The sequence below is a fragment of the Massilia pinisoli genome (assembly GCF_024753285.1).
Taxonomy (GTDB): Bacteria; Pseudomonadota; Gammaproteobacteria; order Burkholderiales; family Burkholderiaceae_D; genus Telluria; species Telluria pinisoli.
This window is the reverse complement of the sequence record NZ_JANUGW010000001.1, coordinates 406,693-422,494: the sequence shown is the minus strand read 5'-3', so window position 1 is coordinate 422,494 and position 15,802 is coordinate 406,693. Positions and strand designations below refer to the sequence as shown.

The window sequence follows — 15,802 nt, the reverse complement described above, 5'->3', positions numbered from 1 at the left end:
CATCGCGTGGGCCCGTGGACAACTGTTGCTCAAATACGCCCGGACGCGACAGCGCTTCGGGCGTTTTGTTTTCAAATCGGGTAGCATGGCGATGTACGCCCTTGTTGCGTACTCGTATTAGCGTTATATTCATAGCAATTCAACTGAAACCTGCCCCATGTCAGACAAAAAATCCTCTAGCGGCGAAAAACTCCTGTACTGCTCGTTCTGCGGCAAGAGCCAGCACGAGGTGAAGAAGCTCATCGCTGGACCTTCGGTCTTCATCTGCGACGAGTGCATCGACCTGTGCAATGACATCATCCGCGACGAGACTTCGAACGTCGAATCGGTGGCGGGCGCCAAGTCCGACCTGCCGACGCCGCACGAGATCGCCGAACTGCTCGATCAATATGTCATCGGCCAGCTGACGGCGAAACGCATCCTGTCGGTGGCGGTCTACAACCATTACAAGCGCCTGAAGCACCTGGGCAAGAAGGACGACGTCGAACTGGCCAAGAGCAATATCCTGCTCGTGGGTCCCACCGGTTCCGGCAAAACCCTGCTCGCACAGACGCTCGCGCGCATGCTGAACGTCCCGTTCGTGATCGCCGACGCGACCACGCTGACGGAAGCCGGCTATGTCGGCGAGGACGTCGAGAACATCATCCAGAAACTGCTGCAGAGCTGCAATTACGAAGTCGAAAAAGCCCAGCGCGGCATCGTCTATATCGACGAAATCGACAAGATCTCGCGCAAGTCCGACAACCCGTCCATCACCCGCGACGTGTCGGGCGAGGGCGTGCAGCAGGCGCTGCTGAAGCTGATCGAAGGTACGATGGCGTCCGTGCCCCCGCAGGGCGGCCGCAAGCATCCGAACCAGGACTTCGTGCAGATCGACACGACGAACATCATGTTCATTTGCGGCGGCGCATTCGACGGCCTGGACAAGATCATCCAGAACCGTTCCGAAAAGAGCGGCATCGGCTTCGCCGCAAGCGTCAAGAGCCAGTCCCAGCGTTCCGTCAGCGATATCCTGATGGAAGCGGAACCGGAAGACCTGATCAAGTTCGGCCTGATTCCGGAACTCGTCGGCCGTCTGCCCGTCGTGGCGACCTTGTCCGAGCTCACGGAAGATGCGCTGATCCAGATCCTCGTCGAGCCGAAAAACGCGCTGATCAAGCAGTATTCGAAACTGCTGGAAATGGAAGGCGCCGAATTGGAAATCCGCCCGGCGGCTTTGCACGCGATTGCCAAGAAGGCATTGGCGCGCAAGACGGGTGCGCGCGGCCTGCGTTCCATCCTGGAGCATGCGCTGCTCGACGTAATGTATGAATTGCCGAGCCAGCAAAACGTCGTGAAAGTCGTGATCGATGAAAATACGATCACGAATGGCGCGAAACCTTTACTGATTTACAGCGAATCGCCGAAGGCCGCAGGCGAAAACTGAAAAATTTCCGGGCGCAAACACAACAAAGGTATTGAATCGCTGAGTTGAGGCGGTACAATAAATCTCAACAAAAGACGGCTTCAATCGAAAAGCCACTCGCGGCCGATGCTGTGTAGTGGCTTTTTTATTTGAATATTCGGCTTTTGTAGAAACGGCTAGTATTCGTATCAAGTTAAAGATTTTTTACTTGTAGAAAATATTTCCGGGCCGGTATTGTGTTTCGACAGTGTGCTCCCACATCGTCTACACGCTTTCTATAAGGTATGCCATGACAACTTCCAAATTGACCGAGCAAATGACGCTGCCCCTGCTGCCCCTGCGCGACGTGGTGGTGTTCCCGCATATGGTGATACCGCTGTTCGTCGGCCGCCCGAAATCCATCAAGGCGCTCGAGGCTGCCATGGAACAGGGTAAGAGCATCATGCTCGCAGCCCAAAAGGCCGCTGCCAAGGACGAACCTTCGGCCGCAGACATCTACGAGATCGGCTGCGTGGCCAATATTCTGCAAATGCTGAAGCTGCCCGACGGTACCGTGAAGGTGCTGGTCGAAGGCGCGCAGCGTGCACGCATCAATCACATCAACGACGCACCGAGCCATTTCATCGCCGACCTGACCCCGATCAATTCGGAAATCGGCGACGACTCCGAAGTCGAGGCTATGCGCCGCGCGATCGTCCAGCAGTTCGACCAGTACGTCAAACTGAACAAGAAGATTCCGCCCGAGATCCTGGCATCGCTGGCCGGTATCGACGATGCCGGCCGCCTGGCCGACACCGTCGCTGCCCACCTGCCGCTGAAACTCGAGCAGAAACAGGTCATCCTGGAAATCTTCAACGTCGCCAAGCGCCTCGAGCACCTGCTCGGCCAGCTGGAAGGCGAGCTCGACATCCTGCAGGTCGAGAAGCGCATCCGCGGCCGCGTCAAGCGCCAGATGGAGAAATCGCAGCGCGAGTACTACCTGAACGAACAGGTCAAGGCCATCCAGAAGGAATTGGGCGAAGGCGAAGAGGGCGCCGACATCGAGGAACTCGAGAAGAAGGTCATCGCCGCCAAGATGCCGAAGGAAGCGCTGGAAAAGGCCCAGGCCGAGATCAAGAAGCTCAAGCTGATGTCGCCGATGTCGGCCGAAGCCACCGTCGTGCGCAACTACATCGACACCTTGGTGTCGCTGCCGTGGAAAAAGAAATCCAAGGTCACGATCGACCTGGAAAAGGCCCAGGAAGTGCTGGAAGCCGACCACTATGGCCTCGACAAGATCAAGGAACGCATCCTCGAATACCTCGCGGTGCAACAGCGCGTCGACAAGCTGAAGGCCCCGATCCTGTGCTTCGTCGGTCCTCCGGGCGTGGGTAAGACGTCGCTGGGCGAGTCGATCGCGCGCGCGACGAACCGCAAGTACGTCCGCATGGCGCTGGGCGGTGTGCGCGACGAGGCCGAGATCCGCGGTCACCGTCGTACCTACATCGGTTCGATGCCGGGCAAGGTGCTGCAATCGCTGGCGAAGGTCGGCGTGCGCAACCCGCTGTTCCTGCTGGACGAGATCGACAAGATGGGTGCGGACTTCCGCGGCGACCCGTCGTCCGCGCTGCTCGAAGTGCTCGACCCGGCCCAGAACCACACGTTCTCGGACCACTACGTCGAAGTGGACTTCGACCTGTCGGACGTGATGTTCGTGGCGACGTCGAACTCCTTCAACATTCCGCCGGCGCTGCTGGACCGGATGGAAGTGATCCGCCTGTCGGGCTACACGGAAGACGAGAAGACGAGCATCGCGCAGCGCTACCTGCTGCCGAAGCAGATCAAGGCGAACGGCTTGAAGGACGACGAGATCAAGGTCGACGAAGCCGCGATCCGCGACATCATCCGCTACTACACCCGGGAAGCCGGTGTGCGTTCGGTGGAGCGTGAAATCTCGAAGATCTGCCGCAAGGTTGTCAAGATGCTGCTGCTCAAGAAGGACAACAAGCGCGTGATCGTGTCGTCGAAGAACCTGGATAAATTCCTGGGTGTCCGCCGCTACGACTTCGGCGTGGCCGAGAAGGAAAACCAGGTCGGCCAGGTGGCGGGCCTCGCGTGGACGGAAGTCGGCGGCGACCTGCTCACCATCGAAGCCGTGCAGGTGCCGGGCAAGGGTGCCGTCATCCGTACCGGTACGCTGGGCGACGTGATGAAGGAATCGATCGAAGCCGCGCGCACCGTCGTGCGCAGCCGTGCGGCGCGCCTGGGCATCAAGAACGAGGTGTTCGAGAAGACCGACATCCACGTGCACTTGCCGGAAGGCGCGACGCCGAAGGACGGTCCGTCCGCCGGTATCGGCCTGACGACGGCGCTGGTGTCCGTGTTCACCGGTATCCCGGTTCGCGCCGACGTGGCAATGACGGGCGAGATCACGTTGCGTGGCGAAGTCCTGCCGATCGGCGGCCTGAAGGAAAAACTGCTGGCGGCGCAGCGCGGCGGCATCAAGACCGTGCTGATCCCCGAGCAGAACGTGAAGGATCTCGCCGACATTCCTGACAACGTCAAGAACAAGCTCGAGATCGTGCCGGTGCGCTGGATCGAGAAGGTACTGGAAGTCGCGCTGGAACGCCAGCCGCAAGCCATCGTCGACGTGCCTGCCGTGGCGTCGTCGGTGACCCCCACGGCTGCCGACAGCCAGAGTGAAGTCGTCAAGCACTAAGCGCTGAAACGCTCGGAAAGCGGCACCTTCGGGTGCCGTTTTTTTTTGCCGTGTTGTTGCTCGCGCGTTACTTGACACAAGGCATTGTCGGCTTGTTTAATACGCCCTTGCGGTTTTTTGCCGAAGGTCGAGCCGGCCGGGACGCCGCCGCGTCCGAACGTACAACGAGGGAAGAAAGTGAATAAAACTGAACTGATCGAAGAAATCGCGAAGTCCGCGGACCTGACCAAAGCTTCTGCGGCGCGCGCCCTCGACGCGATGATCATTGCTGTCACGACCACCTTGAAGAACAACGACAGCGTGACCCTGGTCGGCTTCGGCACGTTCACGGTGGGCGAGCGCGCTGCGCGCACGGGTCGCGATCCGCGCACGAAGGAAGCCATCAAGATCAAGGCAGCCAAGGTCCCGAAATTTAAGGCTGGTAAAGCACTGAAAGATGCAGTAAACTAATGCCTCCGCTGCGCTGACACGCAGCAGGAAGCACCTGGTGGCGATGCCTCTTCGCATTGCGCCTTGTGCGTAGTACCCAGTATTTCGTGGAGCGGTAGTTCAGTTGGTTAGAATACCGGCCTGTCACGCCGGGGGTCGCGGGTTCGAGCCCCGTCCGCTCCGCCACGAAACCTTGACCTTGCAGGTCGGGTCGCCGTGGTTACGGAGTACACGAATTTGGAGCGGTAGTTCAGTTGGTTAGAATACCGGCCTGTCACGCCGGGGGTCGCGGGTTCGAGCCCCGTCCGCTCCGCCAGATTTTAGGAGTAAGAAGTGTTGCCCCTGCGGGCGACACGGCTTCGGGCTCGAAGGGAGCCGCTTGCAAGCGGCTCCGCGGCCTGCGGGACGTAGGCGAGCCCCGTCCGCTCCGCCAGATACTGAAAAAGAGGCGAACCTAGGTTCGCCTTTTTTTTTAAGTTTTTTCGATAACGCATTTTCAACCTTGATTGGCTGACCATGTTTGAATTTATCCGCACTCACCAGCGCCTGATGCAGTTCCTGCTGTTGCTGCTGATCCTGCCGTCGTTCGTGCTCGTCGGAGTCAGCAGCTACAACTCGCGCGGCGGCGGCGCCGACGATGGCGTGGCGACCGTGGACGGGAAAAAGATCACCCAGCAGGAGTGGGAAGCCGCGCAGCGCCGCCAGCTCGACCAGGCCCGCCAGATGATGGGTGCGCAGTTCGATCCGAAGCTGTTCGAGACGCCGGAAGCGAAGCAGGCCGTGCTCGACCAACTCGTCGCCGAGCGCGCGCTGAACGCCGAGATCGTGCACAACCACCTGACCGTCGATAACGCCGCGCTGCAGAAGGCCATCCTGGAAATCCAGGCGTTCCGCAAGGAGGACGGCACGTTCGACATGGACCGCTACAAGGCCGCGCTTGCCGCGCAAGGCATGACGCCGGACGCGTTCGACGCCCGCATGCGCCATGATATGGCGGTGCAGCAGCTCGTGGGCTCCGTCCAGCAGACGGCCTTTGCGCCGCGCACCGTCGCCAACCGCCTGTCGGACATCAATGACGAGGAACGCGACGTGCAGGAACAACTGTTCCCGATCGCGAACTATGTCACGCAGGTCAAGGTCACGGACGAGATGGTGAAGGCGTTCTACGACAAGAACGCGGCGCTGTTCCAGGTGCCGGCGACCGTGAAGGCCGAGTACGTCGTGTTCGATCCGTCCGTCGTGGAAAAACAGGTCACCGTGTCCGATGCGGAAGTCGCCGACGCGTACAACAAGAACAAGGCCCGCTTCTCCTCGCCGGAAAAGCGCACCGCCAGCCACATCCTGATCGCCGTGAAGAAGGACGCCCCGGCCGCTGAGGATGCTGCCGCGAAAGCGAAGGCGCAGGTCTTGCTGGATGAAGTGCGCAAAAACCCGGCCGATTTCGCGAAAATCGCCAAGCAGCAGTCGCAGGATCCTGGCTCGGCCGAGCTGGGCGGCGACCTCGGCGTCGTGCAGAAGGGCCTGTTCGACAAGCCCGTCGAAGATGCGATCTACGGCTTGAAGGAAGGTGAACTGAGCGGCCTCGTGCGTTCGGCGTTCGGCTACCACATCGTCAAGGTCACCAAGGTCGTGCCGGAAACGCAGAAGACGCTGGAAGAAGCGGAGCCGGAAATCGTCGCCGAGCTGAAGAAGGCCAAGCTGTCGGCCAAGTATTCGGAACTGGCGGAGACGTTCACGAACACGGTGTACGAACAAGCGGACAGCCTGAAGCCCGTCGCCGACAAGCTGGGCCTGACCATCCAGACCGCCGAAGGCCTGACTCGCAAGCCGAATCCGGCGCTGGGCGCGTCCCCGGTCAATAACGAGAAGTTCCTAAATGCGATCTTCGCGGACGACGCCGTCAAGAACAAGCGCAACACGGAAGCCGTCGAAGTGGCGCCGAGCACGCTGGTGGCGGGCCATGTCGTCGAGTTCAAGCCCGCGACGCAGCGTCCGCTGGCCGAAGTGGACACCGTGATCCGCCAGCGCGTCACGCAGGAAGAAGCGGCGCGCCTCGCACGCCAGGCAGGCGAAGCGAAGCTGGCGGCCGCGAAGGCATCCGGCGACGCGACCGGTTTCGGCGACGCGAAGCCGGTGTCGCGCACGAAGCAGCCGCCGTTCAACGACACGGCCGCCATCGCCGTGCTGAAGGCCGACGTGAGCAAGCTGCCGGCGTATGTCGGTGTCGACATTCCGGGCCAGGGCTATGGCGTGTACCGCATCGTCAAGGTCAGCCAGCCGGCGCAGCCGGACGTGGCGCGCCGCAAGCAGGAAGCGGAACAGATCGGCCGCGCCATCGGCAACGGCGAGACGTTCGGCTTCGTCGAAGCGCTGAAGCACAAGGCGAAGGCGAAGGTCAACGTCAAGGCGGCGGACCTGGGCGCGAACAAGTCCGAATAAGCCGAACGCGTCACACGACAGCCCGGCCGCGCGAGCGGACCGGGCTTTTTTTTGCCGCTACAATCGAGGTCCGATCAACGACGTGACCGACGCCACATGACCATCACCTGGACCGATACGCTCGACAACATCGACTGGAACGAACTCTCCGATCTGTACCGCAAGGCGCCGCTGGGCGAGAAGCCGCCCGAGCGGTTGAAGACGGTGTTCTCGAACAGCATGTTCCGCCGCTTCGCCTACGAGGACGGCGTGCTCGTGGCGGCGGGCCGGGCATTGGCCGACGGTGCGGATTGCTCGTACATCTGCGACATCGCGATCCTGCCCAGCCACCAGGGCCGCGGGCTCGGCCACGCCCTGATCGACCAGCTGGTCGACCTGTCGCGCGGGCACGCGAAGATCATCCTGTACGCCGTGCCGGGCAGGGAAGGGTTCTATGCCCATCACGGCTTCCGCCGCATGACGACGGCGATGGCCATCTTCCAGGACCAGGAAGGCGCGACGGCGCGGGGTTACCTGGCGCCGGAATGAGCCGTGCCGCGCTTCAGTATTGTTTGTACGGCAGGAACTTGCCGGACAATACGATATTGACCCGGTCGCCTTTCGGATCGGGCTCGCGCTGGATGTCCATCTTGAAGTCGATGGCGCTCATGATGCCGTCGCCGAACTCTTCATGGATCAGTTCCTTGATCGTCGTGCCGTAGACGTTGACGATCTCGTACCAGCGGTAGATCAGCGGATCGCTCGGGACCGCAGTCGGCAGCGAGCCCTTGTACGGCACGACCTGCAGCCACTTGCACTCTTCGTCGGTGAGGCCGAACAGGTCGCCGAGGATGCGGGCCTGTTCGGGCGACGCGGTCATCTGCCCGAGGCACAGCGCCGTCGTCCACTCCTTCGACTGGCCGATGCGCGTGGCCACGTCTTCCCATTGGATGCCGTTGGCAACCTTGGCGCTGATGATTCTTTCGGTGACATCCATTCGGTTCATGACATTGCCTCTCTTTGCGGGTTGGGGAAAGGAAGAGCCAATGTACGCCGGTGCACGCGGCCGGACGCGATGTACGTCACCGGTGCGCGCGTCGCCCCGGCACAGTGCGTGCCGTGGAGACTGCTCGTTCCATCCCGCGTAGGTGCAAGGCACGTGCCAGCGTGCCCGCCGCGTTACCCGTGGAGGTGCCGCGCCGCCGCGAGGAAGTCGTCCTTCGAGATGCCGGGCAGCGTGAGGACGTCCGCTTGCGGATACTGGATGAAATTCCGGTCGATCGAGCGCAGGTAGGCCGGATCGTAGTGCTCGACGAGCAGCTGGTCCACGAGTTCCGGCATGCGGCCCGTGTTGGCGAGGTCGTGCCAGGCATCGATGCGCGCGCGGCCGTGCAACTGCACGAGGTGGTCGAGCTGCGTGTTCAGCGCGGCCGGGTCGGCGCAGAAGTGGTGGTAGTCCTCCATCAGCAGCTGCACGCGCAGCGGACGGTCCAGCTGCAGCGCGACGCACGGCGACGCGCGCATGCGTTCCATGACGGCGTCCGGCACGCGCAGATTGCCCACCTTCTTGCTCTCCGATTCGACGAACACGGGTTTCGAAGGATCGAAGCGGCGCAGCTTGTCCCAGACGCGCGTCTCGAACATCTTCTGGCTTGGCTGCGGCTCGCCCGGCAGGTGGCCGAGGACGGAGCCGCGGTGCGCCGCCAGCCGCTCCAGGTCGAGCACCTGCGCGCCGACGGATTCCAGCGTCTGCAGCAGGCGGCTCTTGCCGCTCCCGGTCGTGCCGCAGACGACGCGGAAATCGAAAGGCGGCGGGTTCTCCAGCGCGGTCGCGACATACGCGCGATACGCCTTGTAGCCGCCGTCGAGCTGCACGACGGGCCAGCCGATCTTCGCGAAGATCAGCGCCATCGAGCCGCTGCGGTTGCCGCCGCGCCAGCAATAGACGAGAGGTTTCCAGTCCTTCGGCTTGGCGGCAAACAGGGTCTCGACGTAGTGCGCGATGTTCTTCGCGACGAGCGGCGCGCCGATCTTCTTCGCCTCGAACGCGCCCACCTGCTTGTACGTGGTGCCGACGAGGACGCGCTGCGCGTCGTCCAGCGTGGGGCAGTTGATGGCGCCGGGGATGCGGTCGAGCGCGAACTCCGACTCGCTGCGCGCGTCGATGATGGTGTCGAACTGGTCGAGCATGGGCAGGACGTCGTCGACGCCGAGGACAGCGGGGTATTTCATTATCGTTTGACGAGGGGCGCGAATTGCGGCCAGATGTTGTTGAGGATGGTCGGATGGGCCGTCGCGAGCGGGTGCATGCGGTCGGCCTGGAAGTTTGCCGCGTCTTGCGCGACGCCGTCCAGCATGAACGGCACGAGCGGCACCTTGTAGGTACCGGCAAGGTCTTTGTACATGCCGGCGAAGCGTTCCGTATAGGCGCGGCCGTAGTTCGGCGGCATGCGCATGCCGACGAGCAGCACTTTCGCCTTGTTCTGCTGCGCGAGCTGGATCATCGTGCGCAGATTGTCTTCCGCAGCCGGTACCGGGAGGCCGCGCAGGCCGTCGTTCGCGCCCAGTTCCAGCACGACGACGTCGGGCTTGTGCTGCAGCAGCAGCGCGGGCAGGCGCGTGCGGCCGCCGCTCGTCGTCTCGCCGCTGATGCTGGCGTTGACGACGTGCGCATCGATGTTCTCGTGCTTCATGCGCTGCTCCAGCAGGGCGACCCAACCCGTGCCGCGCGCGAGGCCGTATTCGGCCGACAGGCTGTCGCCCACCACGAGCACGGTTTTTGGGGCAGAATAGGCGCTCCCCGACGCGGCCAATGCCAGCGCCGCGACGGCGACTATCGTCCAATTCTTCAGCAGAGCAAGCATGCGTGATATTCCCGAGGCGTCAAATAAAGGTGCAGGGCAGGAGGGTAACGGCCGGCCCGCGATCGACGTGCGCGCGCTGTCGAAGCGCGTGCGCGACGCGAGCGGCGAGCTCACGATCCTGCACGACGTCGATTTTACCGTGCAACCGGCCGAGACGCTTGCCCTCGTCGGCGCCTCCGGCTCCGGCAAGTCCACGTTGCTGGGCCTCCTGGCCGGTCTGGACACGCCGTCGTCGGGCCAGGTCGTGCTCGACGGGACCGATATCTTCGCGCTCGACGAGGACGGCCGCGCCGCGTTCCGCAAGGCGCGGCTGGGCTTCGTGTTCCAGTCGTTCCAGCTGCTCGCGCACTTGAATGCGCTGGAAAACGTGATGCTGCCGCTGGAATTGCGGGGCGACGCCGACGCGCGCGCGAAGGCCGAGGCGATGCTGGGCCGCGTGGGCCTGGCCAGCCGCCTGCGCCACTATCCGAAATACCTGTCCGGCGGCGAACAGCAGCGCGTGGCGCTCGCGCGCGCCTTCGTGACGGAACCGCCGTTGCTGTTCGCGGACGAGCCGACGGGCAGCCTCGACGCGGCGACGGGCGATGCCGTCATCCGGCTGATGTTCGAGCTGAACCGCGAACGGGGCTCGACGCTCGTCCTCGTCACCCACGACCCCGCGATGGCCGCGCGTTGCGGCCGCACGCTCACCATCGCTGCCGGGCGCCTCGTGCAATAGCGGACGGCCGCGTCACCCACACGTTACGCGTGGGTACGGTGTGTCCACCGTACGAAGGCGGTCAGGCTTGCTCCGCGTCCGACACGAGCGCATTGAGCTCCGCGCGGATCGCCCGCGGCAGCTCGCCCGCCGTCAGGCCGATGGGCCCGACGCCGCTCGCCACGAGCCGGTCGGCCGCCGCGCCGTGCAGCCACACGCCCGCCAGTGCCGCCTCCCACGCGGGCCAGCCCTGGCTCAGCAACGTGCCGACGAGGCCCGCCAGCACGTCACCCGTGCCGCCCGTCGCGAGGCCGGGATTCCCCGTCGCATTCAGCGCCACTTCGCCGTCCGGCCGCGCCACGATGCTGCCGGCGCCCTTCAGCACGACGACGGCATCCATGCGCTGCGCCAGCTCGCGCGCGTGCTCGAGGCGGTCGGCCTGCACGATGGGCGCCGTGACGCCCAGCAGGCGCGCCGCTTCCAGCGGGTGCGGCGTCAATACGAGCGGGCCCGCATGTGCGGCGAGGCGCGTGGCCAGGTCGGGGCTGGCCGCGCACAGGTTCAGCGCGTCGGCGTCGACGAGCAACGGCCCCGTGCCGTCGATCACCTTGCCCAGCAGATGCATGGCGCCGGCGGAATCGCCGAGGCCGGGCCCGGCGACGACCGTGCGGCCGTCGAATGCGAAGCCGGCGGCGTCGCGGAACATGATTTCCGGCTGCGGCGGGTCGTAAGCCGGGGCCGTGTCGACGGCCGCGACGAACACGCGTCCCGCGCCCGCATACAGCGCGGCGCGGGCGGCGAGTATGCCGGCGCCGGCCATCCCGCGCGCCCCGCCCAGCACGGCGACGTCGCCGAACGTGCCCTTATGCGAATTGCGCCGGCGCGGCGCCAGCAAGCCGGTGAACAGGGCCGGCCGGTTCAAGCGCGCGCGCGCATGCTCGCCGTGCATCGACGCCGTGCCGAGGCGGTTCACGTGCACGCGTCCCGCGTGGTCGCAGCCGTCACCGGTGTACAAGCCCGGCTTGTTGCCGAGGAACGTGATCGTGTGCGTGGCGCGCACGGCCACGCCGTCCGGCCCGATGATGGCGCCCGTATCCGCATCGAGGCCACTGGGCACGTCCAGCGCGAGCACGGGGCACGTCATGGCGGCCACGCGCTCCACGAGTGCGCGGGCACGGCCATCCAGCGGGCGCGACAGGCCGATGCCGAATAGGCCGTCGACGACGAGGCAGCCGCCATTGCCGGCATCCACGTCGTCGATGAAGCGGGCGCGGCTTGCCTGTGCGCGCGCGAGGGCGTGCTGCGCCTCCGGCGACGGCGCCGTGCCGGCGACGTGCACGATGTCGACGTTGGCGCCGAAGTTGGCGAGGTTCGCGGCGACTTCGAGCGCGTCGCCGCCGTTGTTGCCGGGGCCGGCCAGCACGAGGATGCGGCCGTTCGGCAGGCCGCCCAGCACTTCGAGCGCGTAGGTCGACGCGGCTTCGCCCGCGCGTTGCATCAAGGTGCCGGGCGGGAGTTGCGCCTGGGCAGCCTGTTCGATGGCGCGGATCTGTGCGACGCTGTAGAGCGGATTGTCCATGGTGGCTCCAAAAAGCACGGAAGTGCGCAAGCGTGCATTTTCGCCAAAATCGGCACGACGCGCGACTACAATAGCCGCTGGCTTGACACGACGAGGATTTACGATGGATTGGCAGTTCTGGATCGACCGCGGCGGCACGTTCACCGACATCGTGGGGCGCCGCCCCGACGGCACTCTCGTCACGTACAAGCTGCTGTCGGACAATCCGGAACAGTACCGTGACGCGGCCGTCGCGGGCATCCGGCACCTGCTCGGCCTCGGGCCGGGCGCGCCCGTGCCTGCTGGGCAGGTCGAGGCCGTCAAGATGGGCACGACGGTCGCCACCAACGCGCTGCTCGAGCGCAAGGGTGAGCCGACCGTGCTCGCGATCACCAAAGGTTTCCGTGACGCCTTGCGCATCGCCTACCAGAACCGTCCCCGCCTGTTCGACCGCCACATCGTGCTGCCGGAGCTGCTGTACGGCCGCGTCGTCGAGATCGACGAGCGCATCGGCGCGCACGGCGACATTGTCGTGCCGCTCGACGAGGCGGCCGCCGCGCGCGACCTGCAGGCCGCGTACGATGCCGGCATCCGGGCATTGGCGATCGTGTTCATGCACGGCTATCGGTACCACGCGCACGAGGATACGGTGGCGCGCATCGCCCGCGCCATCGGTTTTACGCAGGTGTCCGTATCCCACGAGGTCAGCCCCTTGATGAAGCTCGTCGCGCGCGGCGATACGACGGTCGTCGACGCCTATCTGTCGCCGATCCTGCGCCGCTACGTCGACCAGGTCGCGCAGGAGCTGCCCGGTGTGAACCTGCAGTTCATGCAATCCAGCGGCGGCCTGACGGACGCCCGCGCGTTCCAGGGCAAGGATAGCATCCTGTCGGGCCCGGCCGGCGGTATCGTCGGCATGGTGCGTGCGAGCCGCCTCGCCGGGTTCGACCGGATCATCGGCTTCGACATGGGCGGCACGTCGACGGACGTGTCGCACTACGCGGGCGAGTTCGAGCGCGTGTTCGAGACGCAGGTCGCGGGCGTACGCATGCGCGCGCCCATGATGAGCATCCACACGGTGGCGGCAGGCGGCGGCTCGGTCCTGCACTTCGACGGCAGCCGCTATCGCGTGGGGCCCGACAGCGCCGGCGCGAATCCGGGACCGGCCAGCTACCGCCGCGGCGGGCCGCTGGCCGTCACCGACTGCAACGTCATGCTCGGCAAGATCCAGCCGCAGCACTTCCCGCAGCTGTTCGGTCCGGACGGGAACGCGCCCCTGGACGCCGGCGCCGTCCGTGCGCGCTTCGCGGAGATGGCCGACGACGTCGAGCGCGCGACCGGGACGCGGCCCGCGCCGGAAGCGATGGCGGAAGGCTTCATCCGCATCGCCGTGGGCAATATGGCGAACGCGATCAAGCAGATCTCCGTGCAGCGCGGCCACGACGTGACCGACTATGCGCTGACGAGCTTCGGCGGCGCGGGTGGCCAGCACGCCTGCCTCGTCGCGGACGCGCTGGGCATGAAGACCGTGTTCATCCACGCGCTGGCGGGCGTGCTGTCCGCGTACGGCATGGGCCTCGCGGACCAGGGCGCGCTGCGCGAGCGTGCCGTCGAGCGCCGGCTGGACGACATCGGCGCCGACGTCCTCGCGGCCGACCTGGATGGGCTGGCCGCTGCCGCGCGCGCCGACCTGCTGGCGCAGGGCGTCACGCCGGAACGCATCGGCGTGCTGCGCCGCGTGCACCTGCGCTACGAGGGCACGGATTCCGCCATCGTCGTGATGGACGGCGACCGCGCGGCGCTGCGGGCGCAGTTCGAGGCGGCCTATCGCCGGCGGTTCTCGTTCCTCATGCCGGGCAGGGCGCTCGTCGTGGAAGCCGTGTCCGTGGAAGCGCTGGGCGCGTCCGACGCGCCGCCCGAGCAGCCGGTGTCCGCGGCACCGCGCGACGGCGCCCCGCCCGTGTTCGAATCCGTGCAGATGTATGCCGACGGCGCGTGGCGCGACACCGGTGTGTACCGCCGCGGCGACATCGGGCCGGGCGACGTCATCGACGGGCCGGCCATCATCGCGGAAGCGAATGCGACGACGGTGGTGGAGGCGGGTTGGCGCGCCGAGGTCACGGCCTACGCCCACCTCGTGCTGCGCCGCGTGCAGGCGCTCGCGCGCGCGCATGCGATCGGCACGTCGGTCGATCCCGTGATGCTGGAGATCTTCAACAACCTGTTCATGTCGATCGCCGAGCAAATGGGCCTACGGCTGCAGAACACGGCATACTCCGTCAACATCAAGGAGCGCCTGGACTTTTCCTGTGCCATCTTCGACGCCGATGGCAACCTCGTCGCGAACGCACCGCACATGCCCGTGCACCTCGGGTCGATGGGCGAAAGCATCAAGACCGTCATGCGCCGCAATGCCGGCACGATGAAGCCGGGCGACGTGTACGTGCTGAACGACCCGTACAACGGCGGCACGCACCTGCCGGACGTCACCGTGATCTCGCCCGTGTTCGACGAGGCGGGCGACACGATCCTGTTCTATGTCGGCTCGCGCGGCCACCATGCGGACATCGGCGGTACGACGCCGGGCTCGATGCCGCCGGATTCCGCGCACATCGACGAAGAGGGCGTCCTGATCGACAACGTCAAGCTGGTCGACGGCGCGGACGGCGTCCTGCGCGAAGCGGAGATGCGCGCGCTGCTCGCGGGCGCGCGCTGGCCCGCGCGCAACCCTGACCAGAACATGGCGGACCTGCGCGCGCAGGTCGCGGCGAACCAGAAGGGTGTCGACGAGCTGCGCAAGATGGTCGCGCATTTTGGATTGGACGTCGTGCGCGCGTACATGGGGTACGTGCAGGACAATGCGGAAGAAGCCGTACGCCGCGTCATCACGGCGCTGTCCGACGGGCACTTCGTCAATGAACTCGATAACGGTGCGCGCATCGAGGTCGCGATCCGCGTCGACCGGCAAGCGCGCAGCGCGGAGATCGATTTTACGGGCACGTCCAACCAGCTGCCGAACAATTTCAACGCGCCGTCCGCGGTATGCGTGGCGGCCGTGCTGTACGTGTTCCGCACGCTCGTCGACGACGCCATCCCCCTGAACGCCGGCTGCCTGAAGCCGCTGAAGGTGATCATCCCGCCGGGCTCCATGCTCAACCCGCACTATCCGGCCGCCGTCGTGTCGGGCAACGTCGAGACCTCGACGTGCATCACGAACGCGCTGTACGGCGCATTGAAGGCGATGGCGGCCGCGCAGGGCACGATGAACAACTTCACGTTCGGGAACGCGGGTTACCAGTATTACGAGACCATCTCCGGCGGCTCCGGCGCTGGACCGGGATTCGACGGTACGGACGTCGTGCAGACGAATATGACGAACTCGCGCCTGACGGATCCGGAAATCCTGGAGTTCCGCTTCCCCGTGCGGCTGGAGAGCTACGCGATCCGGGACGGTTCGGGCGGTGCGGGCCGCTGGCACGGCGGCAACGGCGGCGTACGGCGCATCCGCTTTCTCGAGCCGATGACCGCGGCCATCCTGTCCAACAACCGCGTGCACGCGCCGTTCGGCATGGCTGGCGGCGCGCCGGGCGCACGGGGGCGCAACCTCGTCGTGCGGGCCGACGGGCGGATCGAGGAACTGGGCCACATCGGCAAGACCGAGATGGGTGCCGGCGACCAGTTCGTCATCGAGACGCCGGGCGGCGGTGGGTACGGCGCCGCGTGACGCACGCAG

At 65.4% G+C, this 15,802-nt stretch carries 11 protein-coding genes and 2 tRNA genes; 9 read left to right on the top strand and 4 right to left on the bottom strand.

Annotated elements, in window-relative coordinates; genetic code table 11:
• Window positions 1-157 precede the first annotated feature (157 nt).
• From clpX to NX784_RS01745, 7 genes are all read left to right on the top strand, one after another.
• The gene (clpX, locus tag NX784_RS01775; RefSeq protein ID WP_166861695.1) at window positions 158-1,426 is read left to right on the top strand and encodes an ATP-dependent Clp protease ATP-binding subunit ClpX; all 1,269 of its coding nucleotides are present in this window, start codon (window positions 158-160) and stop codon (window positions 1,424-1,426) included.
• A gap of 268 nt (window positions 1,427-1,694) precedes the next feature.
• Complete coding sequence (gene lon, locus NX784_RS01770; RefSeq protein ID WP_258814977.1) at window positions 1,695-4,103, top strand: endopeptidase La; 2,409 nt, start codon at window positions 1,695-1,697, stop codon at window positions 4,101-4,103.
• A 117-nt stretch (window positions 4,104-4,220) separates the two neighbouring features.
• Window positions 4,221-4,553, top strand: coding sequence for an HU family DNA-binding protein (locus tag NX784_RS01765; protein ID WP_258814976.1), 333 nt, complete (start codon window positions 4,221-4,223; stop codon window positions 4,551-4,553).
• 88 nt (window positions 4,554-4,641) lie between these two features.
• Window positions 4,642-4,718: transfer RNA gene (locus tag NX784_RS01760), tRNA-Asp, on the top strand.
• A gap of 53 nt (window positions 4,719-4,771) precedes the next feature.
• Window positions 4,772-4,848 (top strand) — tRNA-Asp (locus tag NX784_RS01755).
• 200 nt (window positions 4,849-5,048) lie between these two features.
• Entirely contained in the window at window positions 5,049-6,971 is a 1,923-nt protein-coding gene (locus NX784_RS01750; protein WP_258814975.1) for a SurA N-terminal domain-containing protein, read from the top strand.
• A 96-nt stretch (window positions 6,972-7,067) separates the two neighbouring features.
• Window positions 7,068-7,499, top strand: coding sequence for a GNAT family N-acetyltransferase (locus tag NX784_RS01745; RefSeq protein ID WP_258814974.1), 432 nt, complete (start codon window positions 7,068-7,070; stop codon window positions 7,497-7,499).
• Window positions 7,500-7,512: 13 nt separating this feature from the next.
• On the opposite strand, the gene cynS is transcribed toward NX784_RS01745, so the two are convergent.
• The 3 genes from cynS to NX784_RS01730 all read right to left on the bottom strand — a co-directional run bounded on the left by cynS (window position 7,513) and on the right by NX784_RS01730 (window position 9,814).
• Window positions 7,513-7,956, bottom strand: a complete 444-nt coding sequence (gene cynS / locus NX784_RS01740; protein ID WP_258814973.1) for a cyanase — start codon at window positions 7,954-7,956, stop codon at window positions 7,513-7,515.
• A gap of 173 nt (window positions 7,957-8,129) precedes the next feature.
• Window positions 8,130-9,182 (bottom strand): tRNA 2-selenouridine(34) synthase MnmH, encoded by a 1,053-nt coding sequence (mnmH, locus tag NX784_RS01735; RefSeq protein WP_258814972.1) that lies wholly within the window; start codon window positions 9,180-9,182, stop codon window positions 8,130-8,132.
• Entirely contained in the window at window positions 9,182-9,814 is a 633-nt protein-coding gene (locus NX784_RS01730; RefSeq protein WP_258814971.1) for an arylesterase, read from the bottom strand. The genes mnmH and NX784_RS01730 overlap by 1 nt, the downstream gene beginning before the upstream one ends.
• On the opposite strand from NX784_RS01730, the gene NX784_RS01725 reads away from it, so the two are divergent.
• Window positions 9,813-10,532 (top strand): ABC transporter ATP-binding protein, encoded by a 720-nt coding sequence (locus NX784_RS01725; protein WP_258814970.1) that lies wholly within the window; start codon window positions 9,813-9,815, stop codon window positions 10,530-10,532. The genes NX784_RS01730 and NX784_RS01725 overlap by 2 nt on opposite strands.
• 61 nt (window positions 10,533-10,593) lie before the next feature.
• On the opposite strand, the gene NX784_RS01720 is transcribed toward NX784_RS01725, so the two are convergent.
• Window positions 10,594-12,090 carry an NAD(P)H-hydrate dehydratase gene (locus NX784_RS01720; RefSeq protein WP_258814969.1) on the bottom strand — a complete coding sequence of 499 codons (1,497 nt, stop codon included), beginning with the start codon at window positions 12,088-12,090 and terminating at the stop codon, window positions 10,594-10,596.
• Between the two features lie 103 nt (window positions 12,091-12,193).
• Here NX784_RS01720 and NX784_RS01715 point away from each other — a divergent pair, with 103 nt between their 5' ends.
• Window positions 12,194-15,793: a hydantoinase B/oxoprolinase family protein gene (locus NX784_RS01715; RefSeq protein ID WP_258814968.1), complete on the top strand. Its 3,600-nt coding sequence runs from the start codon at window positions 12,194-12,196 to the stop codon at window positions 15,791-15,793.
• Window positions 15,794-15,802: the final 9 nt, after the last annotated feature.

Bases quoted from the DNA above. Each gene is read 5' to 3' on its own strand.
- clpX (WP_166861695.1), top strand. From the start codon at position 158: ATGTCAGACAAAAAATCCTCTAGCGGCGAAAAACTCCTGTACTGCTCG.
- lon (WP_258814977.1), top strand. From the start codon at position 1,695: ATGACAACTTCCAAATTGACCGAGCAAATGACGCTGCCCCTGCTGCCC.
- NX784_RS01750 (WP_258814975.1), top strand. From the start codon at position 5,049: ATGTTTGAATTTATCCGCACTCACCAGCGCCTGATGCAGTTCCTGCTG.
- NX784_RS01745 (WP_258814974.1), top strand. From the start codon at position 7,068: ATGACCATCACCTGGACCGATACGCTCGACAACATCGACTGGAACGAA.
- cynS (WP_258814973.1), bottom strand. From the start codon at position 7,956: ATGAACCGAATGGATGTCACCGAAAGAATCATCAGCGCCAAGGTTGCC.
- mnmH (WP_258814972.1), bottom strand. From the start codon at position 9,182: ATGAAATACCCCGCTGTCCTCGGCGTCGACGACGTCCTGCCCATGCTC.
- NX784_RS01725 (WP_258814970.1), top strand. From the start codon at position 9,813: ATGCGTGATATTCCCGAGGCGTCAAATAAAGGTGCAGGGCAGGAGGGT.
- NX784_RS01730 (WP_258814971.1), bottom strand. From the start codon at position 9,814: ATGCTTGCTCTGCTGAAGAATTGGACGATAGTCGCCGTCGCGGCGCTG.
- NX784_RS01720 (WP_258814969.1), bottom strand. From the start codon at position 12,090: ATGGACAATCCGCTCTACAGCGTCGCACAGATCCGCGCCATCGAACAG.
- NX784_RS01715 (WP_258814968.1), top strand. From the start codon at position 12,194: ATGGATTGGCAGTTCTGGATCGACCGCGGCGGCACGTTCACCGACATC.